Genomic DNA, 26,328 nt, shown 5'->3' with positions numbered 1-26,328 from the left:
CGTTGAAATTCATCGCGATGGAGGCTGGCGCCCGGTACGCAGCCGTCTCGATGCTGAACTCGTGCGATGGACTTGCAGCGCTTGTCGCAACTGCTTCCACAGGTATAGGGCCGGCTCAGTCAGGCTCGTATCTTTTCTGCGGATGAGGCCGATCTCGCGCGCGATCACCGGTGCTTTCAGCGCAATTGAAACCAGATCCCAATCGCGGCAGGCTCCTAACGCAAGGTCTGGCATGACCGCGGCGGCCTTCCCCTGTCTCAGCAGGCCCAACATAGCGGGTATGTTTTCTACCTCATCGAACCAAGGGGCTTCGATTCCGACGGCCCGAAGCGCCTGATCGATTTGCTGCCGGTTGGCGCTGGTCTTACGCAGACCGGTGAGCGTGATGCCATGCGTCCCGATCTGATGCAGATCGACCCAGTTCATGCCACGTTTTGATTGGGGCAGCACGCCCCTGGGAAGGACTAGAACGTAGGGATCCATGACGATAGGCTCCACGTGCAGATCGCTGTGCTGAAAGCCTAGCGTGGTCAACGCGAACAGACAGTAGCGGTCCAGAACGTTGTCGGTGACCCGGCGCCCCGTGTCGTCGATGATCTGTATGCGTATGTTGGGGAAGCGCATGCGAAAGGCCTCCAGGGCCTGAGGCACGACGGAGAAGGCGGCACTACTAAGAGTCGAAATGCAGATCGCACCATGTTCGCCTCGACCCTGCCGGACACTGTTGAACACGGCGTCGTCCAGAGCGGAAATCAGCGGCGTGGCCGATTCGTATAGGCAGCGCCCCGCCTCGGTCAAGGCCACGGAGCGCGTCGTGCGGTCAAGTAGCCGCACCCCGAGGGAATCTTCCATTTCCTTGATGCGGCGACTTACCGCGGAGGGCGACAAGTGCAGACGTTCTGCAGCGGTGTGAAAGCTGCCCAGCCGCGCGATTTCAAAAAAAGCGTGCAGGTCGTCGAGACTGTAATTAATGCTCATAGGAGAATAGTTATTCAGATTTAATTGATTGTATGCATCAATTGCCCTGCTTACAATTCGCGGCCAATAGGAGGTAAGACCATGCCAGTCGTGACTTTGACCGTGGCCGATGCACCGCATTATTCGCCCCAACAGTTCGATCGATTCGTCGAGTGCGCCGAGCAACTCTGCCTAGAAGTACTGAAGGCTGATGCCAATAAAGTTCAGATTCAGGTCATCGGCGCAATCCATCCCCTGCACGGCAGAGCAGCTTATCTGTCGGTGCAATACCGCAATAGTGCGCATCGGGCCGATGCCGTCATGCAACGCTTTATGCAAGAGCTGGATGCGCTGTGCAGGAATGCCCTGGGCATCGACTGCACGCGCATTCGTTGTTTTCCACAGGAAAGCCATCAGCTCTATGCGAGGAACTGAGCGCCATGGCCTTGAACTTGAAAGGACTGGTGAGTTTTCACATCGGCGGAAAAAGCGCGCAGATATCGGACCGACCCGTTCAGAGCCGGCGTCTGGCACAGGGGGCGTCTTCGCGACCGGTGGATCCGAACGGCGATTACGAGACCGGGCAGATGTACGTGCAAGGGTATTTGCAGGCACAACCCCGCCATCCGTTTCCGGTCCTCTTGTGGCATGGCGGCGGCATGACAGGTGTGAATTGGGAAACAACGCCCGATGGGCGTCCAGGCTGGCTGCATCGCTTCCTGGAGGCCGGGTTCGATGTCTATGTCAGCGATGCGGTGGAACGCGGACGTTCTGGCTGGAACAGCTTCCCAGAAATCTACAAGGACGAGCCCCTGTTTCGCAGCAAGAACGAGGCCTGGCAAATGTTTCGGTTCGGCACTTCGCAGGGCTATGCAACAAACCCCGATCAACGTCGACCACATCCAGGCGTCCAGTTCCCGGTCAATGCATTTGATCAATTCGCCAAACAATGGGTGCCTAGATGGGCCGGGCATGAAGACATCACCATGCAGGCCTACTTGGCGCTTTTGCGTCGAGTGGGACCTTGCTTTGTAATCGGACATAGCCAGGGCGGTGGCTTCGCATTGAAGGCCGCCCGGCAAGCCCCCGAGTTCGTGCGCAAAGTGGTGGCAATCGAGCCATCGGGCGCGCCGGATCACGATCCCGCGATTTCCGGGCTTCCCCCTCACTTGGTGGTATGGGGAGACTACATCGCGGGTCATGTCACGTGGCAGACATATCGCCATACCGTCGACGGTTATGTCGAGAGATTGCGCGACACAAAGACCGCAGTGAGCGTTCTAGATTTGCCCGAACAAGACATTCGGGGCAATACCCACTTCGTGATGCTGGACAGGAATGCCGATCTAATCGTCCGGGATGTCATCGCCTGGTTGACCACGGCTTGATCCCGATAGACAACAAAAATACAGGAGACAAATATGGTGCTCGTCGCCGCGGTAATGATTCTTGCCACGCTGGTTCTGCTGATGAGCAGCCGCGCGGCTCCCGTTGTGGTGTTCGTGTTGGTCCCCCTTGTCATGGCCGCGATTGCGGGCTTCCCACCCACCACGATTTTCAAGTTTTCCGTGGCGGGCATGAACTCGGTCTCTCCGATCGTGGCGCTGTTCGTTTTCGCGATTCTCTATTTCAGTTTGATGAGCGAGCAAGGCCTGTTTGACCCGCTGGTACGGGCGGTCGTCAGGAAAGCAGGCGCCAACCCATCCCTGGTAATGATGACTACGGTTCTGGTCACGGCGATCTGCCATTTGGATGGCGCGGGCGCCACGACTTACGTCGTTACCATTACTGCTTTCCTGCCCATCTATCGTCGATTGAAAATCAATACCCTGCACTTGCCGATGATTGCAGGAATGACCGCGGGCATTATGAATATGCTGCCATGGACGCCCGCGACGCTACGCGCCGCCAGCGTCCTCAAGACCGATCCCGTATATCTATGGCGTCCATTGTTGATTCCGCAACTGATCGGTCTTGTGGCCACCATGACCCTTGCATGGTGGCTAGGAAGGAAGGTCCGCCCCACCGAGCCCATCGATGCCGCCGATGCGCAATCCGGACTCAAGTCGAGCTTGACGGTGCCGAAGTTGCGGTACATCTTTAATCTAAGCCTGACGGCTGCAGTCATCTTCTGCCTCGTCGCGTTCCCGCGCCTACCTGGTGTATTGGTTTTTATGGTGGGGCTGGCCCTTGCATTGCTAGTCAATTATGGCGGGGCGAAAGATCAAATGGATATGATCAAACGCCATGCTTCAGAGGCTTTGTTGCTGGCGGCGGTATTGTTTTCCGCCGGGATATTTCTCGGGGTGCTGACGCACAGCGGCATGCTGGATCAATTGGCCAATGCTCTCGTGTCGGTCATGCCCGCCGCCTTGGGGCCCTATGTCCACCTGGTCCTGGGTGTCTTCGCCGCACCGATCGGTATGGGAATCGGCTCGGATGCTTACTACTTCGGGATCCTCCCCATCGCCGTGAAAATGGTGACGCCGTACGGTATTTCACCGGAATCCGTGGCACACGCCATGATGATTGGCGAAAACGTTGGCTTCGCCATCAGCCCGATGGTCGGCAGCGCGTATCTTGCCGCGGGGCTTGCCGAGGTTGACTTCGGACAACACCTGCGCCACGCATTTTTTTACACCTGGGTTATTTCCTGGGTGGTGTTGCTAGCCGCGGTCGGTACGGGCGCCATCCAAATCTAGGCCTGCAGGATCGTGTCACTGTACAAAGCCACAAGCGGGTCGTGCGTAAGCACGCCTCAGGGGTTCGGTCAGCGCTTGTACAACCAGCAGACGGTCGAACGGGTCTTTGTGATGATGAGGATGGGATCCGGAGGCCGAGGCACCCAAGCGGCAACGCCTCTTGAAGCTCTCATCTAAGTCGAAATTCAATTCTCGGATTTATTTTGTTACATTTTTTCTAGACTAAATGCCCTTCGGAGTGACTAATTTTTGGGTCGAAAAGGCCGATTCAAGGAAGATATTTCATCTCTTAAAATCGGCCGGGAAACCGCATGAAATAAGGATCTAGCACTTGGGGACAGTTCTATTTTCAATGAAATAAATTCCAACTTGAGTGAAATTCGACAAAAGATTCGACCGTAAGAATTCTGCCCCCCTCTTGAACCTTCCCGTCCTGCCCCTATAATTAGCACTCGTCATCGGTGAGTGCTAACACCTCCCGTCGCCTTCTGGCTCCAGGAAGTCTGCCTCCCGTGTCACCCGCACCAATCCCATTGGCTTTTCTTTTACAGAATTAGGAGTTCCAAATGGCCCTGCGTCCCCTGCACGATCGCGTGATCGTGAAACGCCTGGACAACGAGCGCAAGACTGCCTCAGGCATCGTCATCCCCGACAGCGCCGCTGAAAAACCCGATCAAGGTGAAGTCCTGGCCGTCGGCCCCGGCAAGAAAACCGAAGACGGCAAGGTCCTGCCGGTCGACCTGAAGGTCGGCGACAAGGTGCTGTTCGGCAAGTACGCCGGCCAGAGCGTGAAGGTCGATGGCGACGAAGTGCTCGTCATCCGCGAGGACGAAGTCCTCGCCGTGATCCTGTAATTTCGCTTTAACCCGAATTCAAATAAGGAAGCTGAGAAATGGCTGCCAAACAAATTCTGTTCGGCGATGACGCACGCGTGCGCATCGTCCGTGGCGTGAATATCCTCGCCAACGCCGTCAAGACCACCCTGGGTCCCAAGGGCCGCAACGTCGTGCTCGAACGCTCGTTCGGCGCCCCGACCGTGACCAAGGACGGCGTGTCCGTTGCCAAGGAAATCGAACTGAAGGACAAGTTCGAGAACATCGGCGCCCAACTGGTCAAGGACGTCGCCTCCAAGACCTCCGACAACGCCGGTGACGGTACGACCACCGCCACCGTGCTGGCCCAGGCCATCGTTCAGGAAGGCCTGAAGTACGTCGCCGCCGGTTTCAACCCCATCGATCTGAAGCGCGGTATCGACAAGGCTGTCGCCGCCGCCGTGGTTGAACTGCAGAAGATTTCGAAGCCGGTCACCACCAGCAAGGAAATCGCCCAGGTCGGCTCGATTTCGGCCAATAGCGATGCCTCGATCGGCCAGATCATCGCCGACGCGATGGACAAGGTCGGCAAGGAAGGCGTCATCACCGTCGAAGACGGCAAGTCGCTGGAAAACGAGCTGGACGTCGTCGAAGGCATGCAATTCGACCGCGGCTACCTGTCGCCCTACTTCATCAACAACCCCGACAAGCAAGTCGCCACGCTGGACAGCCCCTATGTCCTGATCTACGACAAGAAGATCAGCAACATCCGCGATCTGCTGCCCGTGCTGGAACAAGTGGCCAAGTCGAGCCGCCCGCTGCTGATCATCGCCGAAGACGTCGAGGGCGAAGCCCTGGCGACCCTGGTGGTGAACAACATCCGCGGCATCCTCAAGACCACCGCCGTCAAGGCGCCGGGTTTCGGCGACCGCCGCAAGGCCATGCTGGAAGACATCGCCATCCTGACCGGCGGCACCGTGATCTCGGAAGAGACCGGCCTGTCGCTCGAGAAGGCGACCCTGGCTGAACTGGGCCAGGCCAAGACCATCGAAGTGGCCAAGGAAAACACCACGATCATCGACGGCGCCGGCGACAGCAAGAACATCGAAGCGCGCGTCAAGCAAGTTCGCGTGCAGATCGAGGAAGCCACCTCCGACTACGACCGCGAGAAGCTGCAAGAACGCGTGGCCAAGCTGGCCGGTGGCGTTGCCGTGATCCGCGTCGGTGCTGCCACCGAAGTCGAAATGAAGGAAAAGAAGGCCCGCGTCGAAGACGCCCTGCACGCCACGCGTGCCGCGGTGGAAGAAGGCGTTGTGGCTGGCGGCGGCGTGGCCCTGCTGCGCGCCAAGCAAGCCATCACCGGCCTGCAAGGCGACACCCCCGACCAGAACGCCGGCATCAAGCTGATCCTGCGCGCGGTTGAAGAACCCCTGCGCACCATCGTCACCAACGCCGGCGAAGAAGCCAGCGTGGTGGTGAACAACGTGCTCAACGGCAAGGGCAACTACGGCTACAACGCCGCGACCGGTCAGTACGTCGACCTGGTCGAGCAAGGCGTGCTGGACCCGACCAAGGTCACCCGCACCGCTCTGCAGAACGCCGCTTCCGTCGCCAGCCTGCTGCTGACGGCCGAAGCTGCCGTGGTCGAGCTGGTCGAAGACAAGCCCGCTGCTCCCGCCATGCCCGGCGGCGGCATGGGTGGCATGGGCGGCATGGACTTCTAAGCAAGTCCGTCCGCGCTGCCAGGGCAGGCGTCCAGCCTGCCCCCTTCGAGGTTTTTCTTCTACGCCTCAAAAGTTGGAGCATCCAGCTTTTGAGGCGTTAGTCATTTTGGAAAGCCGATACCAGTCGCACCGATGGAAATGCATGCCGACAACATGACTTCATGTAATGCCGGCTCCAACAATTTCGGCGTTGTCACCACGAAATAGGTTCACATATAGTCGATCCAGCCTGTCAAACCAGAACACTGTGAGCGGATGGTGTCCATAAGGGGCAAGGCGTACTGAAGACAAATCCCCCCTTCAACAGAATCAAGGAGCGATCGTGAGCAAATTGCAGAATTTCCCCTTGAAGGCCATGACAATCGCATCGGTCGCAGTTGGATGCATATGTGCCGCGCCTGCCGTGTACGCCAGCGGCAAGATTACCTTCGTGTCGCAAGGCGGCGTATATCAGGAAGCCCAGACCAAGGCGATTCTGGATCCCGCGGCAAAGCTGCTGGGCATCACCATCGTGCAGGACAGCATTCCCGACGCCTGGCCGCAAATAAAGGCCCAGGGGACGACAGGCAAACCCATCTGGGATGTCGTCGACACACCCATGTCCAACTGTCTGCGTGGAGGCCGGGACGGGCTGATCGAGAAGCTGGATTTCTCGAAAATGCCGAATTCGGCTGCCATACCTGCGAAGTACCGCACGCCCTATTCCGTTCCCTACGAGTTCTACTCGACCGTAATCGCCTATAACAAAAAGACGCTCAAGAAAATTCCGCACAGCTGGGCGGACTTCTGGGACGTCAAGGATTTCCCCGGCACGCGCGCGCTGCGCAACGATCCTACGACGGTATTGGAGGCTGCCCTGCTGGCCGACGGCGTCCCGCGCGACAAGCTCTATCCGCTCGACGTGAATCGCGCATTCAAAAAACTGGCGCAAATCAAACCGCATATTGCGGTCTGGTGGACCTCCGGCGGCCAGTCAGCCCAATTGCTGCACGACGGCGAAGTCGACATGGAAATGATCTGGAACGGCCGAGCCAGCGCGGTCATGAAAGACAATCCCGACATTGCCTTCACGTACAACGACGGCATCTTGCAGAACACGCAGCTTTGCATCTTGAAAAACGCGCCGAATCTCGCCAATGCGGTGCGCTTTGTCGATACCGCGGTTTCCCCGGATCTTCAGGCGAATTTTCCGAAATACATTGACTACGGCCCCGGCAACCCGGCCGCGTACAGTACCGGCAAGATCTCGACGCAACGTGCGGCAGAGCTGCCAAGTTCGCCGGCTAACGCGGCCAAGCAGGCATTGTTGTCCGAGCAATGGTGGGCGTCCAAGGATGGCATTGCGGCAAAAGCGCGTTGGCTCAAGTTCATGCAGCAATAGTCGCATGTTCGATTTTCTGATAATTGGCGGCGGCTCGGCCGGTTGCGTGCTGGCCGCCAGGTTATCGGAGGATGCGAACAAGCGCGTATGCCTGGTGGAAGCCGGACGCGATCTGACGCAAGCCACCCTGCCCGACGAAATACGGAGTCGCTATCCGGGCCGCGCCTATCTGGACCCGCGCAATCTCTGGGGCGCACTGCGAGCACAAATGGGCGCCTGGGCTGCGGACCGCCGCTACGAGCAGGCACGCCTTCTGGGCGGCGGGTCGGCCATCAACGCATTGATGGCCAACCGCGGCTCGCCCGCCGACTACGACGAATGGGACGCACTCGGCGCCACCGGCTGGACCTGGGCAAGCTGCCTGCCCTATTTTCTGAAACTGGAACACGATTGCGATTTTTCCGGACCGTTGCATGGCACTAGCGGTCCGATACGCATTCAGCGCGCACGCGCCGAACAGCTGTCTCCCTTTGTGCGCGGCGTGATCGACGCCTTCGGCCGCCACGGCCATCCGCTGCGCGCAGATCAGAACGGGCCATGGGAGGACGGCGTCTTTATCGGATCAATCGCGGTCAGCCAGAATGGCGAACGGATTCCGACATCGGTCTGCTACCTGGACGACTCGGCTCGCGCCCGCCCCAATCTGGCCATCGTAACGGATGCCCAAGTCGAGCGGATTCTATTCAATGGCCACCGCGCAGTTGGCGCAGATGTCAAACGCGCGGATGGCTCATCCGAGACGCTGAAGGCGCGGCATATCATCGTCTGTGCTGGTGCAATCCACAGCCCGGCATTGCTGATGCGCAGCGGCGTAGGACCACCGGACTCGCTGATGAAACTCGGTATCCCGATCGTCGCCGCGCGTAGCGGCGTCGGCGGCAATCTGATGGAACATCCGTCGATTGCAGTATCCGCCTTTCTTCCGCCCCACCTTCGCGCGCCGGTGTCTGGCGAACATCACGAGCAGGCGATTATCCGCTACTCGTCCGGCCGGCCCGGTACACCGGCCGGAGACATGCACGGCGCGATTCTATCGCGCTCCGGCTGGCATTCGATCGGCTATCGCCTGGGCACCATTTTTTTCTGGGTCAACAAATCGTATTCGCGCGGTCGCGTGACGCTTGCTTCCGCGCTCGCCGACGCCGAGCCGGTCGTCGAATTCTCCATGCTCTCCGATTCACGCGACCTCGGTCGGCTGAAGGATGCGGTTCGAACAGGCGCGCAAACGTTCGCCGACCCGATACTCGCCAAGGAGCTCGGGCCGATATTTCCATCGAGCTATTCGCCGCGCGTTGCATCGATCAACAGACCCAGTACGTGGAACGCAATGCAGCGCGGCACACTGAGCTTTCTGCTCGATATCCCCGGACCGCTTCGTTCGCCTCTGATCCATAGAGTGATCACGAAAAATACGACACTCGACGCTCTGCTTGCCGATGACCGGATGCTGACTGAATTCGTCAAGGAATCGGTCGGCGGGACATGGCATCCCTGCGGGACCTGCCGCATGGGATCGATCGATGATCCGCAGGCCGTTACCGGGCCGGACGGCTCCGTACATGGGGTGGAAGGACTGAGCATCTGCGATGCATCGCTGATGCCGTCCATTCCATGCGCAAACACGAATATCCCGACGATCATGATCGCGGAACGCATCGCGGACAGCTTGCGCAAACAGGCTGCTTAGCAGCCTGCCTGGCTCGCAGATGCCATACGACGCGCGCTATCTATTTTTAAAATACGGCTACACGCCATATCCGACGATTCCCTTCACCTCGAGGAAAGACTCCAGACCCCATTCGGCGTATTCGCGCCCATTGCCTGATTGCTTGTATCCGCCAAATGGCGCGCCCGGATCCCAGGCCGGGTAGTTCAGATGGACGCTGCCGGCACGCAGCTGGAACCCGACACGGCGCGCGCGTTCGAGATCAGCCGATTGCACATACGCTGCCAGTCCATAGGGGCTGTCGTTGGCGATGCTGATGGCGTCTTTCTCGTCTCGATATGGAATGATCGCCAGCACAGGGCCAAATATCTCCTCGCGGGCAATTGTCATTTCGGGGCGCACGTCTGCGAATACCGTCGGCTTGACGAAATAACCCGACTCGAAACCTTGGGGCCGGCCGAGGCCACCGATGACGAGTGTTGCGCCTTCCTCGATTCCACGAGCGATCAGTTTCTGTATTCGATCGAACTGGACGGCGCTGACGACCGGCCCCAATGTCGTGTCCGGCGCGTTGGCCGGACCGACCTTGTGCGCGAGCGCTGCGCGCCTTGCAATGTCGACGGCTTCGGCGTGGCGAAAGGCAGCTACAAGCATGCGCGTAGGCGCATTGCACGACTGGCCGCTGTTGCTGAAACAGCTGTTTACGCCTCGAGTTACTGCCAGTTCGAAATCGGCATCATCCAGAAGCAGATTGGCAGATTTCCCGCCCAACTCCTGATGCACGCGCTTGACGGTCGGTGCGGCGAGCTTGGCTATCTGCACTCCTGCGCGAGTCGATCCCGTAAACGACACCATATCGACATCGGGATGCGCGCACAGCGCAGCGCCGACTGTCGCGCCGTCGCCCTGGACGAGATTGAATACGCCATTCGGCACTCCCGCCGCGTCGAGCACTTCGGTAAACAGCACTGCATTCAACGGTGAAACTTCACTCGGTTTCAACACCATCGAACAACCGGCGACCAGAGCAGGGGCAACCTTGCATACGATCTGGTTCATGGGCCAGTTCCAGGGCGTGATCAACGCCACGACGCCGATCGGCTCATGCCGGATGAGTGTAGTCCCCTTGTTGCGCTGCCATGCGAAGGAATCGCAGGTTATCAATAGCTCCTCGAGATGGCGGCGGCCCAACGCAGCCTGCCAGTCGTAGGCCAGCGACCTCGGCGCGCCGATCTCCCGCGAGATCGTCTCGGCTATCTCGTCGTAGCGTTCTATATAGATTTCGAGTATTCGGCGTAAAAGCCCGATACGCTCCGCAGGCGTCGTCTGCGAGAACGAGGCAAAGGCGCGCCTGGCCGCCGCGACTGCGCGGTCTACGTCGTGTACATCACCAGCCGCTATCTCGCTAAAAGGCTGTTCATTGCAAGGATCAATTACCGGAATTCGCTTGTCACCCAGCGGTTCCACCCAAGCGCCATCGATATAGAACTTCAGTGCGTTATTCATGGTTGGGCATACTTGCAAGATAGTTTTCTTGGTATGGGTCTCAGCCACGTGCAGCCTTTGCTGCATTGTCCCGGCGACTGATTACGACGAGCAGAACCAACATGAGAGTCAGGGTAGTGAGCATCGTGCTGATCGCGGCGATTGTCGGGTCGATCTCGTCGCGCAGCGAGATGAACATCCTGCGCGTCAAAGTCTGGTTGTCGCCGCCGGACACGAAAAGCGCGACCACGGTTTCATCAAGAGACTGGATGAATATGAATACCGCTCCGGACACCACACTCGACCGGATCTGCGGCAAAGTGACTGCCATGAAGCTGCGGAACCGGTTCATCCCCAAGCTTCGCGCGGCCATTTCCTGCGCGTGATCGAACGATCGCAGGCTGGCCCCCACAGAGATCAGCACATACGGCAGTCCGAGCATGGCGTCCGCAACGATCAACCCGCTGAGGGTATTTACGTAGCCGAACTGCGAATACACGAAGAACACCCCGACGGCGACAATGATGATGGGGACCATCAGCGGCAGCATCAATACCGTCTTCAGCTGCCGGATCAGCGGATGTGAACCGTGCTCGATGGCATATGCGGCCGCAATGCCGCAGGGTGTTGCGATGATGACCGAGCTGAAAGAGGCGATCATCGTGGTGCGCAGAGCAGCCAGCCATTCCGGATTGCCAAAAAACGCCTCATACCAGCGCAGGGATAGCGCAGGCGGCGGAAATGTCATGAACCTCGTATCGGAAAATGAAAGCGGCACGACGATCAGTACCGGAAGCAGCAGGAATGCGAGAATCAGCACGACCGCTGCGATCAGGATGGCGCGCGCGAGCGGGTTGGGTTTCATTTCGCCCCCAGTGTCTTGTCCAGCGGAATCACGCGGCTGGCCGCATAAAATATTGCGAAGACGCAAACCAGCAGCACGACGCTGACCGAACTGGCTGCGCCCCAGCTGTTGTAAATTTCGACGTTCTGGCTGACGACCATGGACACCATGATCGACCTGCCCCCCCCCATGAGTTCCGGTGTGATGTAGAAACCCAGGCAAAGCACGAATACGAGCGTGCTTCCGGCCACTATGCCCCCCATCGACAACGGCACAAATACGCGCCGGAAAGCATGGAGCGGCGAAGCGCCGAGACTGGCCGCAGCCTGCGATAAATTCACGGGAATTTTCTGCATGGCCGAGTACAGAGGCAGCACCATGAAGGGCAGCAATATATGGATCATTGCGATGATGGTGCCGAGCTGATTGTTCGCCAACGCCAAGGGCCTGTCTATCCACCCAAGCGAGAGCAAGGTCTTGTTCACGACACCAGTACGCTGCAAAAGCACGAGCCAGGCATAGGTGCGAACCAGGACACTGGTCCAGAACGGCAGCATCACCAGGCCCAGAACCAGCGTTGCAAGCCGCGGACGTATCGAGGCGGCCAGGTAGGCTACAGGGTAGCCAAGCAGCAGCGTGATGCCCGTGACAATGAAGCTGATCCGGAACGTCGACAAGAACGTATCGAGGTACGCGCCACTGAAGATACGTCGGTAATTTTGCAGCGTGAAGCCGCTGCTTTCGCGGATAGACTCCCAGGAAAGCCAGGCCAGAGGCGCGACAAGCAAGATCACGACCAGCGCAAGCGCGGGCATCATCAATAGCAGCATCGTGCGATCCTCGCGCCGCCGATGGCTATTTTCCGCGTTGATCAACATATCTTGCATGATGTTCTCCTGGAAACCCGTCATTTCCCCATGGCATCGAGAAATTGGTACCACGCAGCGACAAGTCTGGCGCCCGGCGCACGCAGAACATGGCAGGGAACAGGCCGGTACCCATCCTGTGCAAGCAACGCGAGATCGGGTGCGTCGCCCAACGCGATTGCCGCTGCATGCTGGCCGATGAGACTAGCCATAGCCACCCCGGCGCCGTTGTAGCCCAGACAAAATACGGTCGCGTCGTCCGCTCGTCCGACGTGCGGCAAGGCGTTGAATGTCATACCGACATAGCCCGACCAGCGGTATTCGATTCCTACATCGGCAAGTTCAGGGAACAATTCGACCATCGCGCGTTGCAGTGCGTCGAAGCCGCTGCTTTGCCCTTCCTTGCCGAACGCATCGCGGCCGCCAAACAACATGCGACCATCAGCGCGCCGAAACCACTTCATCATCCGGCGCGTCTCGGTATAGCTGCGCCGCTTTGCCATCAATCTGCTGTCCAGATCAATCGGAAGCCGCTCGGTTGCGATCATCGCGCTGCGAAACGGCACCAGTTCGCGCTGGATCTCCCGTGTTGCAGGCGTAAGACTCGAATATGCATTTGTCGCGACGATAACCTGCCTGGCCCTCACCTTGGCAGCCGGTGTTCGTAGCGTGACGCCCGCCGCGCCGGGCAGGCGCTCAATCGCGGTCACAGGGGTCAGCGTATAGATGGGAACGCCTTTCGCGGCGATGCCGCGGGCGATCCCAAGCACATATTCGAGCGGGAAAACGGTTCCCGCATCGGAGTTGAGAACACCGCCGACGAAACCAGCCGATCCCGTCTCCGCCGCCACCTCGGACCGCGACAGTACGGTCATCGACCGATCGCCCAACGCCGACTTCGCCCATTGCGCCTCGGCGATGATCGCTGCGAGCGCACGCTCGGTATGCGCGCAACGCAGATTTCCTGTCCGCTCGAACTGAGCGCTTTCAATCGCGTATTCGTCGATCAGTTCCTCTACTGTTCGTACGCTATCGTGCGCAAGGCGATGCATGCGCTTTGCGATGTCAAGTCCGTGTGCTTTCGCCATTGCCGAAAACGATGGCCGGAACTTCGACGATATGACGCCGCCATTGCGCCCGCTCGCCCCCCATCCTACCGAATTGGCGTCAAACACTGCGCATGAAACACCGCGCCGCAGCAGTGCGTGTGCCGCGCACAATCCCGAGTATCCCGCTCCGACTATCGCCACATCGACCTGCAGGTCGGACTCGAGCTGACCTGCCCCCGGCGACGTACTCAGGGATCCGGTCTGCGCGGCCAGATGACGCCACAGCGACTCAGGCTGTGGCGACGCAATGGCGGGCGAAAAGGGCATTGTTAGCTCGCCGCCAGCTCAATATCCACCGCATCGGCCATGGCACCGAGAGTCGGAAAACAGAAAGTCGGCTCAGTGACGGCCTGCGGCTCCGGCGTCGCCCCAAAGCCATTCTTGCCTCGGCGGCGCTCGATCCAGCTGGTTGCATAGCCCAGCATGGTCGCGACTCCGATGTCGTGATATTGGCTCTGTGCAGTGTGCAGGATGTCGCCGAACTTGTAGCCGTGGGCGGCCTGGCGGCCTCGGTTGTAGGCAAAGAACTGCGGGTCCGGTTTGGCCACGCCCGTATCGTCGCAGCAGACGGTATCGTCAAACGGGTCGCCTAGCGTGTGTGCATAAGCGGACAAGGCGACGCGGTCCGCATTCGTCATCGCGACCAGACGGAAATGCTTGCGCAGACGCTTCAAGGCTGCGGCGGAATCCTCGAACGCCGGCCAATCGAGCACGTCGCGCTGGAATAGCGTGGCCGACCGGTCATCGTCCGGCAGGCCCAGTTCCTTGGCAAGAAACTGGTAAACGTGGGCCATCGCATGGCTCGAGCGCCCATAGAATTTTTCTCGGCCGCGCATATATGGCTGAAAGATCTGATCATCGGTCAGGTCTTTGGCCGCTGGCCCGCCAAGGCGGCGCACCGATGCGAGCACGCCACGTTCAAAGTCGATCAACGTGCCGACGACATCGAAGGTCAGCACTTTGAAATCAGTCAGCTTCATGGCTTTACTCATCCTTGATTGAGTTGCAGGAGAAATCGGTTGAAGATTCGGAATCATTCGGCATCGGAATGACGCTCAGGCCGGCACAATAATGGTGTCGCGCGGACTCAGGGCCACGTCGATCAAGGCGCCAGGCTGCGGAATTCGCTGACGCGCCGCGTAATTTCCGGGTTGACGCAGACTAAGAGGGGTGCCGTCCTCCAGTGTTGCGAATACGCGCAGGCTCTCGCCCTGATACAGCACTTCCGTGACGCGCATCGATAGGCGATTCGCATCCGGCGGCGTGTCAGGGGTTTCGATCACGAGCTTCTCGGTCTGCACTGCCAGCAGCAACTTGTCCGCTCGCGGCACCGGCTCGCTGGTGCGCAGCACCGCCTCGCCCAGGCGTACCGCGTTGTCATCGGCGCGCGTAACCGGAAGCAGCGTGGCCTCACCTATAAAATTCGCGACAAAGGCATTGCACGGCCGGCCATACAGTCGCTCCGGCGTATCGATCTGAATCAGCTTGCCGTCTCGCAATACGGCAACGCGGTCGCTCATGGTCAGCGCTTCGCGCTGATCGTGAGTCACATAGATGATGGTGGCGCCGAGCCGCCGATGCAGCCGTCGCAGCTCTATCTGCATCGTCTCGCGCAACTGCTTGTCCAGGGCCGACAGTGGCTCGTCCATCAGAATCAATTGCGGCTCGAACACCATGGCGCGCGCCAGCGCCACCCGCTGGCGCTGGCCACCGGAGAGCTCGTCGATACGGCGGTCCTCGTAACCGCGCAGCTCGACCATGGCTAGCGCCTGGGCCACCCTGGCCGACCAGCTTGCCTTGGGCATGCGCCTGGCGCGCAGGGGAAAGGCCACGTTCTCGCCAACCGTCATGTGCGGAAACAAGGCGTAGTTCTGAAATACGATGCCGATGTCGCGTTTATGCGGCGGTGCAAATGTAATATCTCGATTGCCTATCCAGACGCTGCCGCTGGAAGGCTGCACAAAGCCGCCAAGTATCCCGAGCAAAGTCGTCTTGCCTGAGCCGGACGGACCGAGCAGCGATACGAACTCGCCCTGCGCGACGTCGAGCGAAACATCGTCGAGCGCGGTGATACTGCCATAGCGTTTGGCCACCGATCGAATCGAGATACCCGCTTTCGTTTTTTCGCTCATCGCTGCCGCTCTCTCCTGCAGGCCTGACTTTCATCGGAAAAAATATAAGCCTCGGATAGCTGGGCAGCAATTCCCAAATTATTGGATTGGGCATAACATAAAGTCATGCCCAATCTCCGCCGCAAACTCCCGAGCGCGAATGCGCTGTTTGTCTTCGAGGCAGCAGCACGCTGTGGCAATTTCACCCGCGCCGCACAAGAGCTATATGTCAGCCAGCCGGCCGTGAGCAGGATGCTCGCGCGCATGGAAGATCACATTGGCGTGCAGTTGTTCGAACGCGTGCACGGCGGCATCGAGCTAACTGACGAGGGCCGGATCCTGTACCGGAAGATTTCAGAGGGGCTCAACGGAATCCAGGATGCGATCCATGAGATCGAGGCCCGCAAAACGGGAGTCGAACCCATCACGTTGTCCGTGTCGACTGCTTTCACTACGCATTGGCTGATGCCGCGGATGCATAGATTGCATAAGGCGTTCCCCTCGGTCGACTTGCGCTTTCAGTTGATCTCCGGCCGAATCGGCGGCCCTCTGGACAACGTCGATCTCGGAATGCGTTTTCTGCGCAATGGCGAGGCGCACGACGACTGCGTACCCGTCATGCCCGAGATCATGCTTCCCGTCTGCAATCCGCGCTATCGGGAACTCGCACTTACGGACGAGTGGCGGGCGCACGGTGACACGGTGATCGTGATGGACAACGAAGAACGCGGCTGGCACACGCGTTATTCTTCGTTCTCGAACGGTAAACGTCATGTGGCCGGCGTTTTGGGGTTCAACGACTATGCGATCGTCGTTCAGGCCGCGCTGCTCGGCCAGGGAATCGCGCTTGGCTGGCTCAATATTGTGGCGCCTTCGCTCACGCAGAAGACGCTGGTTCCTGTCGAAGACGAGCTGACCGTAACGAACCGGGTATGCTGCCTTTCGTGGGGGCACGATCGGCCGCTGCGCCCGATAGTCGCGGACCTGCGCGACTGGCTGATCGCCGAGATACATGCAGACCTGGCTGCGGTCAATCAAGTCTATCCCTCACTCGGCCTGTCCGAGGCGCTGACCAGGCACCGCGATACCACACAGACTTAGCTTGATTCCAACGAGAGACCGACCCATGTCCGCCATGTCGCACTTTCGCCTACCCCGTCTCTCCGAGCTCGGGGCAATGATGGCCGACTGCGCGCGCGAATGGGTACGCCACCGCGCCGCCAGCAAGGGCGCTGCGCTGGCGCTGTACATGGTCTTCTCGCTGGCCCCCATGCTGATTCTGGTCATCGCCGTGGCCGGCTTTTTTTTCGGCGAAGCGGCGGTGCGCTCCGAGCTGTTCGAGCAGGTGCGCGGCCTCATGGGCCAGCGCGGCGCGGACATCATCCAGACCGTGCTGGCCAGCGCACACGAATCCAACAACGGCTGGATCGCCGCCCTGCTGTCGATCTGCGTGCTGCTGTTTTCCGCCACAACCGCCTTCACGGAACTCAAGGCCAGCCTGGATGAGCTGTGGGAAGTGAAGTACAAGGCCAAGAACGCGCTGCGCGGCATGGTGCAAAGCCGGATGGCCTCGTTCGGCCTGGTGCTGGTGCTGGCGATATTTCTGCTGCTGTCGCTGGCGCTGAACGGGGCGCTGGGCGCGGCGCAGCGCTATTACGGCAATATGTGGAGTCAGGAAACCCTGGTGATGATGGCCAGATGGGTGTCGAACATTTTCTCGTTCGGCCTGGTCACGGCCCTCTTTGCCGTGGTGTTCAAGTTGCTGCCCAGCCTGCAGATTGCCTGGGTGGACGTGATTCCCGGCGCCATCGTCACGGCCGCGCTCTTTCTGGTGGGCAAGTGGGGCATCGGCTTCTACCTGAGCCAGGGCGGCACCGTGTCGGCCTACGGCGCGGCGGGCTCGCTGATCGCGCTGATGCTGTGGATCTACTACTCGGCGCAGATCTTCTTCTTCGGTGCGGTGTTCACGCGCCAATTCGCCTTGCGCTTCAGCCGGCCCTTCCGCGAGCAATACGGCCCGCAGGCAACCATGCAGCCCTGACCCTTCCGTCCCCGCGCGTGCATGCGCCGCGCGCCGAATGCATTGAGGAGAGAACATGGATTCCCCCATCTCATCGGCCACGCCCCGCATCGTGATCGTGGGCGGCGGCGCGGGCGGACTGGAGCTGGCCGCGCAGCTCGGCCATGTGCTGGGCCAGGACAAGGTCACGCTGGTCGACAGCCGCCCTTTCCACATCTGGAAGCCGTCGCTGCACGAGGTGGCCGCCGGCACCCTGGACATACACCAGGAAGGCCTCTCGTACCTGATGCTGGCGCACATGCGCGGATTTACCTTCGCCCGGGGCGAACTGCTGGCCGTGGACCGCGAACGGCGCGCGATCCGCGTGGGCAAGGTCTTGGATGCCGCCGGCCAGACCGTGCTGCCCGAACGCGAACTGCACTATGACACCCTGGTGCTGGCCCTGGGCAGCATCTCCAATTTCTTCAATACCCCAGGCGCCGAGCAATACGCCGTCACACTCGATTCCACCGACGCGGCCGAGGCCTTCCGCCTGAACATGCTCAAGAACATGGCGCTGGTCAACCAAGCCAGGGAACACGATCCGCAGGCCCGCCTGCGTCTGGTCATCGTGGGCGGAGGCGCCACGGGGGTGGAGCTGGCCGTGGAACTGCGCGAGGCCAGCCATGTAATCAGCGCCTATGGGCTGAGAAACTTCGAGCCCGAGAGGGACCTGGCGATCACCCTGGTCGAAGGCGCCCCACGCATCCTGTCGCCTTTGTCGGAAAAGATTTCGCGTGCAGCCCACGCCCGGCTGGCCTCGCTGGGCATCCAGGTCGAGACTCAGTGCCGGGTCGCGCAAATAACACCCGACCAAGTGCGCACCGCCGACGGCCGGAGCTTTCCCGCCGATCTGTGCGTGTGGGCCGCGGGCATCCAGGGGCCGCCGGTGCTGGCCAGCCTGGGCCTGCCACTGAACCGCCTTGGCCAGATCGAGGTCAACGACCGGCTGGAAAGCCCCGATCCGCATATCCTGGCGCTGGGCGACTGCTGCGCGGCGCCCTGGACGCAAGGCAGGAACGTGCCGGCCCGGGCGCAGGCCGCGCACCAGCAGGCCGACTACCTGGCCGGCAGGATCCTGGCCCGCGTGCAGGGCCTGGATGAGAAGGACCAGCCCTATGCCTACCGCGACAACGGCTCCCTGGTGTCGCTGGGCCGCGAAGCCGGCGTGGGCAGCCTGATGGGCAAGCTCAGCGGGCGAGGGCTTTTCGTAAGCGGTACACTGGCGCGCTGGATGTACATGAGCCTGCACCTGATGCACCACCGCGCGGTGCTCGGATTCTGGCGCACGGCCGCGCTGGCACTGGCGCGCTTGCTGATGCGGCGCACGCAGCCCCGCGTCAAGCTGCATTAAGGCCTGTTCACGCTAAGCCTTTCCCCGATGACGTTCCTGAAAAAACTCCAAAACGCCTGGGCCGCCAGCGGCTCGCTGCTGCAGGTGGGCCTGGACCCCGATCCGCAGCGCTTTCCCGCCGAGCTGCGGGGCCGGCCCGATGCCATTTTCGAATTCTGCCGCGGCATCGTCGACGCCACGGCGCCTTATGCCAGCAGCTTCAAGCCGCAGATCGCCTACTTCGCCGCGCACCGCGCCGAAGATCAGCTCGAAGCGCTGTGCCGCCACATCCGGGGTGCCCATCCCGACCTGCCGCTGGTGCTCGACGCCAAGCGCGGCGACATCGGCTCCACGGCCGAGAACTACGCGCGCGAAGCCTACGAGCGCTATCAGGCCGACGCGGTGACGGTCAACCCGTATATGGGCCTGGATTCGGTCGAACCTTATCTGGCCTGGAAGGATCGCGGCATCATCGTGCTGTGCCGCACATCCAATCCCGGCGGCTCCGACCTGCAGTTCCTGCAGATGGCCGACGGCCAGCCACTGTACCTGCACGTGGCCGGCCTGGTGGCCGACACATGGAACAAGAATGGGCAATGCGGCCTGGTGGTGGGCGCGACCTTCCCCAAGGAGTTGGCGGCGGTGCGCGAGCGGGTCGGCGACGCGGTGCCGCTGCTGGTACCGGGCATCGGCGCGCAGGGCGGTGACGTGCAGGCCACGGTGCAATCGGGGCGCAACAGCGCCGGCACCGGCATGATGATCAACTCCTCGCGCAGCATTATCTACGCCAGCCAGGACGAGGATTGGCGCGTAGCGGCCGCCGCGGCCGCCAGGAACCTGCGCGAGGCGATCAACGCAGCGCGCTGACCGAACCCGCGCGATCCGCTCTCAGCTGCGCTGCGTCGGCGCGCCCAGCATGTCGAGCACGCCACGCAGCGCAAACTCCACCGCGCCGTGGCGCACCTGGGTACGGTCGCCCGGGAAAATATGCGTGGCGGCACGGGTGACGATGCCCCCGCCGGTGCGCAGCGCAAAGCCGAAACACACCATGCCGACCGGCTTGCCCAGCGTGGCGCCGCCCGGACCGGCAATGCCCGTGGTCGAGACCGCGACCTGAGCGCGCTCGACGGCCAGCAGTACACCGCCCGCCATTTCCAGCGCTACCGGCTCACTCACCGCGCCATAGTGCGACAGCACGTCCTCGGAGACGTCCAGCTCCTGCGTCTTGGCCTCGTTGGTGTAGGTGACGTATCCGCGCTCGAACCAGCTGCTGGACCCGGCCACCGACGTGATGGCGCCCGCCAGCAGACCGCCGGTGCAGGATTCCGCTGTGCCCATCATCCGGCCCTGTTCCAGCAGGACCGCGCCCAGCCGTTCGGCCAGGCCTTGTAGGGTGGGCAGGATCAGCGATGCGGGGGTACTCATGCGATGACTCCAAAGCGCACGGCCAGCGCCATCACCAGCAGGGTGTAGGCGGCGGCCAGGATGTCGTCCCACATCACGCCGAAGCCGCCTTTGAGGCGCGCGTCGAAATAGCGAATGGGCGGCGGCTTGACGGTGTCGAAGAGGCGAAACAACACGAAAGCCAGGGCCTGCGCGCCCAGCGAGGGCGGCACCAGCCACAGCACAATCCAGAAGGCCACCATTTCGTCCCAGACCATGCCCACATGGTCGGGCTGGTCCAGCTCGTCGCCGGCCCGCGAACAGGCCCAGCAGCCGTAGGCGAAGAACAGCAACAGCAGCACGCCCATAGCGCGGTCGGAAACGATGTGCGGCGCGAACAGCCGCCACAGCGGCCAGGCCAGCAAAGTGCCCCAGGTGCCCGATCCGGGCCGCAGCAGACCGCTGCAAAAGCCGAAGGCTACCAGGCGGTAGAGCCGCGCACAGGTCCAGCGCCAAGTGGGAAAAGCGACCCTGGCGCGGTCGCGCATCGAGGGCGAGATCGGAACGGGCGTCAGGGGATCGGGGCGTTGTTCGGACATGGAATGGAAAATGGCTGCCGTAGGGACTGGACTCGAGGGTTCGCGTGACGAGCCGCCTCAGGCAAAGTGGTCGAACCCTTGGGGCAAGTCTGGCAAAGGCCGCCCCCTATCGTCAAGCACGATCAACCCGCCACGCTCGGTAATGCTGCCCACGCAGCTCACGCGCACGCCCGTTGTTGCGGCAACCTGCAGTATCCGCGCGTGATCGGCGGGGGCGGCGGTAAAGCACAGTTCGTAGACATCGCCACCACCCAGCAGGGCGCGGCGGCGCACCGCTTCGTCCAGGCCTTCGAGCCCGGACGAAGCGGGCAAGGCGCTGTAGCGCAGCGCGGCGCCGACCTTGCTGCGGTCCAGAATATGACCCAGATCCTGCAGCAGCCCGTCGGAAATATCGATCGCGGCGTGGGCCAGGCCGGCCAGGGCGCGCCCCAGCGCCAGCCTGGGCGTGGGCCATTCGAGCGCGCGGCGCACGGCGGACAGGCGCTGCGCATCGGCAGGCAGTTGGCCATCGAGCAGGCGATAGGCCACGTCCGCGGCGCCAATCTCTCCCGACACCCAGATCTCGTCGCCCACGCAGGCGGCATCGCGCCGCAAGGCCTCGCTGGGCTTCAGGACGCCGAACACCGTCACGCTGAGCACGAGCAGGGAGGGACTGCGCGTGGTATCTCCGCCGATCAAGGGGCAGCCCGCCGCGTCGGCCAGCTCATGGAAACCGCGCGCAAAAGCAGCCAGCCAGGCATCGTCAGCGCGCGGCAGAGCCAGGCCCAGCAGGCACCCCAGGGGCTGCGCGCCCATGGCCGCCAGGTCCGAAAGATTGACGGCCAGGGTCTTGTGGCCCAGGGCTTGCGGATCGACGTCGGGAAAAAAATGCCGGCCCTCGACCAGCAGGTCGGTGCTGGTGGCGACGTGATGGCCCGAGGGAACTACGAACAGCGCGCAGTCATCACCCACGCCCAGTTGGCCCGGCGCGGCTGGACGGGTAAAGTGCTTCGCGATCAGGTCGAACTCGGATGCCATGGCAGTTAGAGCAGCAAAACGCGTTGAGTTCTGAATACCGCGCCGGTCGCCGCCGTCTGTCGCGTCGCGCCGGCCCGGTGGCGCACGGCCTGGTCGGCTGACTCGGCCCCTGGACGGAGCCTCGGCCTTCGTCTGAGAAAAATCGGCGGGCTGGAAGCGAACTCGCTTCGCTCAGACAGCACATCCGGAAAGCTCCCGCCGATTTTGCTCAGACTGGCAGCCTGCGACAGGCGTGCGCCACCGGGCCGGCGCGATGCGACAGAGTCGCAGTCCCTCAAAAATACACCCGCACATTCACGACGGCATCAACGCCGCTGAGCCGCCTGCACTTCCGCGCAACGCACATCGGCGGCCAGCTTGTCCAGCACGCCGTTGACGAACTTGAAGCCGTCGGTGCCGCCGAACGACTTGGCCAGTTCCACGGCCTCGTTGATGGCGACCTTGTAGGGCACTTCGATGTGATGGACCAGCTCGTAGCTGCCGATCAGCAGGATCCCGTGCTCCACCGGCGAAAGCTCGGCCAGAGGCCGGTCGACATAGGGCGTGAAACGCTCGCGCAGGCTGGGCGCCTCCTGCAACACGCCGTGCAGCAACGTCTTGAACCACTGCGCGTCGGCCTCGGAAAAATCCTCGTCGTCGCGCAGATGCGCATCGATCTCGCCAGCGTCCTGCGTGCCCGCGCCCCCACGCAGCAGCCAGGCGTATACGCCCTGCAGCGCGAACTCGCGCGCACGGCGGCGCGCGCTGCGGGCGTTGCCGCGCCCCGGGGCGGGCGTCTCAGCGCTCGTCTTCTTGGTCGTCAAAATCTTCGTCCTCGTCTTCGTCTTCTTCGGGCTCGAGCGCGGCGACCAGATTGGCCATTTCCACGGCCACTTGGGCGCAGTCGCGGCCCTTGCCCGCGGCGCGCGCCTGGGCCTGTTCGTCGGTATCGACCGTCAGCACGCCGTTGGCCACGGGAATGCCGGTTTCCAGCGAGATGCGGTTGATGGCGGTGGCCATTTCATTGCTGACCAACTCGAAATGGTAGGTTTCGCCGCGGATCACCGCGCCCAGCGCGATCAGCGCGTCGAACTCGAACGTCTCGGCCATGTGCGAGAGGGCCACGCCCAGCTCGAGTGCGCCGGGAACGCTGGCGATCATGACATCGCGCTCGTCCACGCCCAGCTTGGCCAGCTCTTGGAGACAGGCTTCCAGTTCGGCCTGGCCGATTTCTTCGTTGAAGCGAGCGCGGACGATGCCGATATGCAGGCCTTCGCCGTTGAGATCCGGTGTGAGAACGTAGGGGTTCATAGCTTTAGGCCTTGTTTCAGGGGTTGACGCAGGGAGGGCAATCGTAACCCGTAATGGTGAGCGAGAAACCCGCCATGCTGGGCATCTTACGTTCGCGCGCCAAGAGGCGCATGCGTCCGACGTTCAGGTCGCGCAGGATCTGCGCGCCGATGCCGTAGGTACGCAGGCCGAACCGCTCGCCGTCCGAAGGCGGCGGCACCGCGGCCGGATCGGTCCAGCCGCTGATCTGGCTGAAAAGAGGCTCGGTGGAAGCCTGGCAGTTCATCAGCACCATCACGCCGGCCGGCGAAGCGGCGATGGTGCCCAGCGCCCGGGCGACCGTCCAACTGTGCGCGCCCTGCCCCGCGTCCAGCACGTCGAGCAGCGTGGCCGGTTCATGCACGCGCACCAGGGTTTCACGCTCGGGATCGATGGCGCCATGCACCAGCGCCAGGTGCGGCGAGCCGGAGGCGTCGTCGCGGTAGGCCACGGCGCGGAACTGGCCCCAGGGCGTGTGCATGACGCGCTCGCCCACGCGCTGCACGATGGATTCATGCTCGCTGCGGTACTGGATGAGCGAGGCGATGGTGCCGATCTTCAGGCCATGCTCGCGCGCGAAGACCACCAGGTCAGGCAGGCGCGCCATGGTGCCGTCGGGCTTGAGGATCTCGCAGATCACCGCCGCGGGCGTCAGACCCGCCATGCGGGTCAGATCGCAGCCGGCCTCGGTGTGACCGGCGCGCACCAACACCCCGCCGGGAACCGCGCGCACCGGGAAGATATGGCCGGGCTGCACCAGGTCGGACGGCTTGGCGTTGCGCGCCACCGCCACCTGGATGGTGCGGGCGCGGTCGGCGGCGGAGATGCCGGTTTCGACGCCCTCGGCCGCTTCGATGGACTGCGTGAAGTTGGTGCCGTAGCGCGTGCCGTTGCGGCTGGTCATCATGGGCAGGTCGAGCTGGCGGCAGCGCTCTTCGGTGAGCGTCAGGCAAACCAGGCCGCGCCCATGCGTGACCATGAAATTGATGGCGTCGGGCGTGACGAATTCGGCGGCCATGACCAGGTCGCCTTCGTTCTCGCGGTCTTCTTCGTCGACCAGGATGACGATGCGTCCGGCGCGCAGCTCGGCGATGATCTCGGGCACCGAGGCAATCTGGAAATCGCCGGCGGCGGGGTTGGGGGCGTTCAGAGAATGGACGGACATGGGCGAGGCCTGCAAAAAGCGGCAAAAGACCATTTTACCGCCGCCCGGCCCGCTTTCCCGGGTTTACCCGCCCGACTCCGTGGAACAGTGCTTCCCGCCCGTCCGGCGAAAAAGATGAACGATTTATGACTCGTCATCAAAATTAGCGGCGCAGCCCCGTAAGATTGTTGCCTTCTCCCGTCTGCGAATCGCCACGGCACATGTCAGAACAAGAATTGAAACTTCACGTGTCGCCGGCCCATGCCGCGGCGATTAGGCGTGAACTCCTGGATCACGGCGCACGCCGCATCACCCTGCGCGCTCTGTATTTCGACACGCCCGAACGCGAGCTGGCGCGCGCGCGCATCGCGCTGCGCCTGCGCCTGGAAGGGCGCCGTTGGATGCAGACGCTCAAGACACCCGGCGCCGACGCCATCACGCGGGTGGAGCTCAATCACCCCCGCCCAGACCCGACGCTCGATCTGTCGGTCTATGCCGGGACCCCGTTCGAGGCCGTGCTGTCCAAGCTGCGCGGCCCGCTGGGTCCGCGCTATGAAACCGACGTGCGGCGCCTGGTGCGAACGGTCCGCAGCCGCCAGGGCACCGTGGAACTGGCTTTCGACACCGGCCTGCTGCGCGCCGGCGCCCTGGAACTGCCGATCTGCGAGCTGGAATTCGAACTGATGTCGGGCCGGCCCGCCGCCATCTTCACCGTGGCCCGCGGCTGGCGGCAACGCCATGCGCTGTTGCTGGACACGCGCAGCAAATCCGAGCGCGGCGATGCCCTGGCGACGCTGGCGCAGCAACTGGAGGCGGCCGATTCCGATCAAACCCGCACCAAGCGCGTGGCTGGCTTCTGGGCACCGCGCGGCGCGGCGGGGGTCGCGCTTCGCCCGGCCATGCCGGCCCCGGCCGCCATGGCCGCCGTCGCCGCGGAATGCATCGAGCAGATCACTCGCAATGCCGCCGTGCTGGCCGAGGTCGACACGCTGGGCGTCTATCCGGCCGGCAATTCCGAGCACGTGCATCAATTGCGCGTAGGCATGCGCCGGCTGCGCTCGGCCTGGAGCCTGTTCGAAGGCTGGATCGAGCCGCCCCCGGACGCGCTGGTCGAAGGCCTGCGCGCGCACTTCGCCGCCCTGGGCGCCAACCGCGACCAAGACGTGCTCGAAGAAACCATCGCACCCATGCTGCTCAAGGCGGGCATGCCCGTCATCCCGACCCAATCGAATGGCGACCCGCAGAACGACTCCCAGGCCATTGCCGCGGGCAAGCCGTTCCAGGCGTGGCTGTCCGATTTGCTGGAATGGAGCCTGAACGTGCGCGCGCCGGCTCCGGCCGCCGCGGCCGAGACTGCCGCAACGGCCCAGGGCGAGGCGCAAGACCAGACCGAGGCCGCGCCTAAGCCCAAACGTCTTGCCAAGCGCCTGGCCAAGCGTCTGCATGGCTGGCATGCCAAGGTCGTCGAGCAGGGCCTGCGCTTTGGCGAACTGCACCTGGAAGAGCGCCATGCCCTGCGCAAGCGCGGCAAGCGCCTGCGCTACAGCCTGGCCTTCGCCGAATCCCTGTTACCCGCGTCGCGGCTGAATGTCTATCGCAAGCAGCTGTCGCTAGTGCAGGATGTGCTTGGCGAAATCAACGACCTGGCCGTGGCGCGGGACTACTACCGGGTTCAGTGCGAAACCCACCCGCAAGCCTGGTTCGCGCTGGGCTGGATCGAAGCCCGGCTGGCTGCGCTGAGCGCACAGGCGCAACAGGCCTTCAAGGAGCTGGCCAATACCAAACCGTTCTGGAATTGACCGGATGCTCCCAGCGGGAAAGACCCGTG

The 26,328-nt window shown here is 62.2% G+C and carries 25 protein-coding genes; 12 read left to right on the top strand and 13 right to left on the bottom strand.

What is annotated here, in order from left to right; genetic code table 11:
- Positions 1-9: 9 nt before the first annotated feature.
- Positions 10-978, bottom strand: a complete 969-nt coding sequence (locus tag H143_RS0109625) for a LysR family transcriptional regulator (RefSeq protein ID WP_019938032.1) — start codon at positions 976-978, stop codon at positions 10-12.
- An 81-nt stretch (positions 979-1,059) separates the two neighbouring features.
- Here H143_RS0109625 and H143_RS20355 point away from each other — a divergent pair, with 81 nt between their 5' ends.
- From H143_RS20355 to H143_RS0109590, 7 genes are all read left to right on the top strand, one after another.
- On the top strand, positions 1,060-1,392 hold the full coding sequence (locus H143_RS20355) for a hypothetical protein (RefSeq protein WP_019938031.1): 333 nt from the start codon (positions 1,060-1,062) through the stop codon (positions 1,390-1,392).
- Positions 1,393-1,397: 5 nt separating this feature from the next.
- Complete coding sequence (locus H143_RS0109615) at positions 1,398-2,345, top strand: alpha/beta fold hydrolase (protein ID WP_019938030.1); 948 nt, start codon at positions 1,398-1,400, stop codon at positions 2,343-2,345.
- Between the two features lie 33 nt (positions 2,346-2,378).
- Positions 2,379-3,659: a CitMHS family transporter gene (locus H143_RS0109610; RefSeq protein WP_019938029.1), complete on the top strand. Its 1,281-nt coding sequence runs from the start codon at positions 2,379-2,381 to the stop codon at positions 3,657-3,659.
- A 566-nt stretch (positions 3,660-4,225) separates the two neighbouring features.
- On the top strand, positions 4,226-4,513 hold the full coding sequence (locus tag H143_RS0109605) for a co-chaperone GroES (protein ID WP_019938028.1): 288 nt from the start codon (positions 4,226-4,228) through the stop codon (positions 4,511-4,513).
- A gap of 38 nt (positions 4,514-4,551) precedes the next feature.
- Positions 4,552-6,195, top strand: a complete 1,644-nt coding sequence (groL, locus tag H143_RS0109600) for a chaperonin GroEL (protein WP_019938027.1) — start codon at positions 4,552-4,554, stop codon at positions 6,193-6,195.
- A gap of 355 nt (positions 6,196-6,550) precedes the next feature.
- On the top strand, positions 6,551-7,576 hold the full coding sequence (locus tag H143_RS0109595; RefSeq protein WP_051094475.1) for an ABC transporter substrate-binding protein: 1,026 nt from the start codon (positions 6,551-6,553) through the stop codon (positions 7,574-7,576).
- A gap of 4 nt (positions 7,577-7,580) precedes the next feature.
- Complete coding sequence (locus H143_RS0109590) at positions 7,581-9,263, top strand: GMC family oxidoreductase (RefSeq protein ID WP_019938025.1); 1,683 nt, start codon at positions 7,581-7,583, stop codon at positions 9,261-9,263.
- 57 nt (positions 9,264-9,320) lie between these two features.
- On the opposite strand, the gene H143_RS0109585 is transcribed toward H143_RS0109590, so the two are convergent.
- The 6 genes from H143_RS0109585 to H143_RS0109560 form a co-directional block, all read right to left on the bottom strand.
- On the bottom strand, positions 9,321-10,748 hold the full coding sequence (locus tag H143_RS0109585; RefSeq protein WP_019938024.1) for an aldehyde dehydrogenase family protein: 1,428 nt from the start codon (positions 10,746-10,748) through the stop codon (positions 9,321-9,323).
- Positions 10,749-10,788: 40 nt separating this feature from the next.
- Complete coding sequence (locus tag H143_RS0109580; protein WP_019938023.1) at positions 10,789-11,592, bottom strand: ABC transporter permease; 804 nt, start codon at positions 11,590-11,592, stop codon at positions 10,789-10,791.
- Positions 11,589-12,458 carry an ABC transporter permease gene (locus H143_RS0109575; protein WP_026349887.1) on the bottom strand — a complete coding sequence of 290 codons (870 nt, stop codon included), beginning with the start codon at positions 12,456-12,458 and terminating at the stop codon, positions 11,589-11,591. The genes H143_RS0109580 and H143_RS0109575 overlap by 4 nt, the downstream gene beginning before the upstream one ends.
- A 20-nt stretch (positions 12,459-12,478) precedes the next feature.
- Entirely contained in the window at positions 12,479-13,813 is a 1,335-nt protein-coding gene (locus H143_RS0109570) for an FAD-binding oxidoreductase (protein WP_026349886.1), read from the bottom strand.
- 2 nt (positions 13,814-13,815) lie between these two features.
- Positions 13,816-14,526, bottom strand: a complete 711-nt coding sequence (locus H143_RS0109565; protein ID WP_019938020.1) for an HAD-IA family hydrolase — start codon at positions 14,524-14,526, stop codon at positions 13,816-13,818.
- Positions 14,527-14,601: 75 nt separating this feature from the next.
- Positions 14,602-15,678, bottom strand: coding sequence for an ABC transporter ATP-binding protein (locus tag H143_RS0109560; protein WP_019938019.1), 1,077 nt, complete (start codon positions 15,676-15,678; stop codon positions 14,602-14,604).
- 105 nt (positions 15,679-15,783) lie between these two features.
- Here H143_RS0109560 and H143_RS0109555 point away from each other — a divergent pair, with 105 nt between their 5' ends.
- The 4 genes from H143_RS0109555 to pyrF are packed head-to-tail and all read left to right on the top strand — an operon-like array spanning position 15,784 to position 19,916.
- Complete coding sequence (locus H143_RS0109555; protein ID WP_019938018.1) at positions 15,784-16,758, top strand: LysR family transcriptional regulator; 975 nt, start codon at positions 15,784-15,786, stop codon at positions 16,756-16,758.
- A gap of 25 nt (positions 16,759-16,783) precedes the next feature.
- A complete protein-coding gene (locus tag H143_RS20350) occupies positions 16,784-17,698 on the top strand; it encodes a YihY/virulence factor BrkB family protein (RefSeq protein ID WP_033365449.1) in 915 nt (304 codons plus the stop codon).
- Positions 17,699-17,753: 55 nt separating this feature from the next.
- On the top strand, positions 17,754-19,070 hold the full coding sequence (locus H143_RS0109545; protein WP_019938016.1) for an NAD(P)/FAD-dependent oxidoreductase: 1,317 nt from the start codon (positions 17,754-17,756) through the stop codon (positions 19,068-19,070).
- 27 nt (positions 19,071-19,097) lie between these two features.
- Entirely contained in the window at positions 19,098-19,916 is an 819-nt protein-coding gene (gene pyrF / locus H143_RS0109540; RefSeq protein WP_019938015.1) for an orotidine-5'-phosphate decarboxylase, read from the top strand.
- A 21-nt stretch (positions 19,917-19,937) separates the two neighbouring features.
- On the opposite strand, the gene H143_RS0109535 is transcribed toward pyrF, so the two are convergent.
- The 6 genes from H143_RS0109535 to ribBA all read right to left on the bottom strand — a co-directional run bounded on the left by H143_RS0109535 (position 19,938) and on the right by ribBA (position 24,521).
- On the bottom strand, positions 19,938-20,474 hold the full coding sequence (locus H143_RS0109535; protein ID WP_019938014.1) for a CinA family protein: 537 nt from the start codon (positions 20,472-20,474) through the stop codon (positions 19,938-19,940).
- The gene (locus H143_RS0109530) at positions 20,471-20,980 is read right to left on the bottom strand and encodes a phosphatidylglycerophosphatase A (protein ID WP_026349885.1); all 510 of its coding nucleotides are present in this window, start codon (positions 20,978-20,980) and stop codon (positions 20,471-20,473) included. The genes H143_RS0109535 and H143_RS0109530 overlap by 4 nt, the downstream gene beginning before the upstream one ends.
- Before the next feature lie 108 nt (positions 20,981-21,088).
- Complete coding sequence (gene thiL / locus H143_RS0109525) at positions 21,089-22,048, bottom strand: thiamine-phosphate kinase (RefSeq protein ID WP_019938012.1); 960 nt, start codon at positions 22,046-22,048, stop codon at positions 21,089-21,091.
- Positions 22,049-22,353: 305 nt separating this feature from the next.
- Entirely contained in the window at positions 22,354-22,851 is a 498-nt protein-coding gene (nusB, locus tag H143_RS0109520) for a transcription antitermination factor NusB (protein ID WP_019938011.1), read from the bottom strand.
- Entirely contained in the window at positions 22,826-23,338 is a 513-nt protein-coding gene (gene ribH / locus H143_RS0109515) for a 6,7-dimethyl-8-ribityllumazine synthase (RefSeq protein WP_019938010.1), read from the bottom strand. The genes nusB and ribH overlap by 26 nt, the downstream gene beginning before the upstream one ends.
- Positions 23,339-23,354: 16 nt before the next feature.
- Positions 23,355-24,521, bottom strand: coding sequence for a bifunctional 3,4-dihydroxy-2-butanone-4-phosphate synthase/GTP cyclohydrolase II (gene ribBA / locus H143_RS0109510; RefSeq protein WP_026349884.1), 1,167 nt, complete (start codon positions 24,519-24,521; stop codon positions 23,355-23,357).
- 200 nt (positions 24,522-24,721) lie between these two features.
- Here ribBA and H143_RS0109505 point away from each other — a divergent pair, with 200 nt between their 5' ends.
- The gene (locus H143_RS0109505; protein WP_026349883.1) at positions 24,722-26,299 is read left to right on the top strand and encodes a CYTH and CHAD domain-containing protein; all 1,578 of its coding nucleotides are present in this window, start codon (positions 24,722-24,724) and stop codon (positions 26,297-26,299) included.
- Positions 26,300-26,328: the final 29 nt, after the last annotated feature.

The organism is Bordetella sp. FB-8, from assembly GCF_000382185.1.
Taxonomy (GTDB): Bacteria; Pseudomonadota; Gammaproteobacteria; order Burkholderiales; family Burkholderiaceae_B; genus Bordetella.
This window is presented reverse-complemented; position numbering and strand designations above follow the sequence as displayed.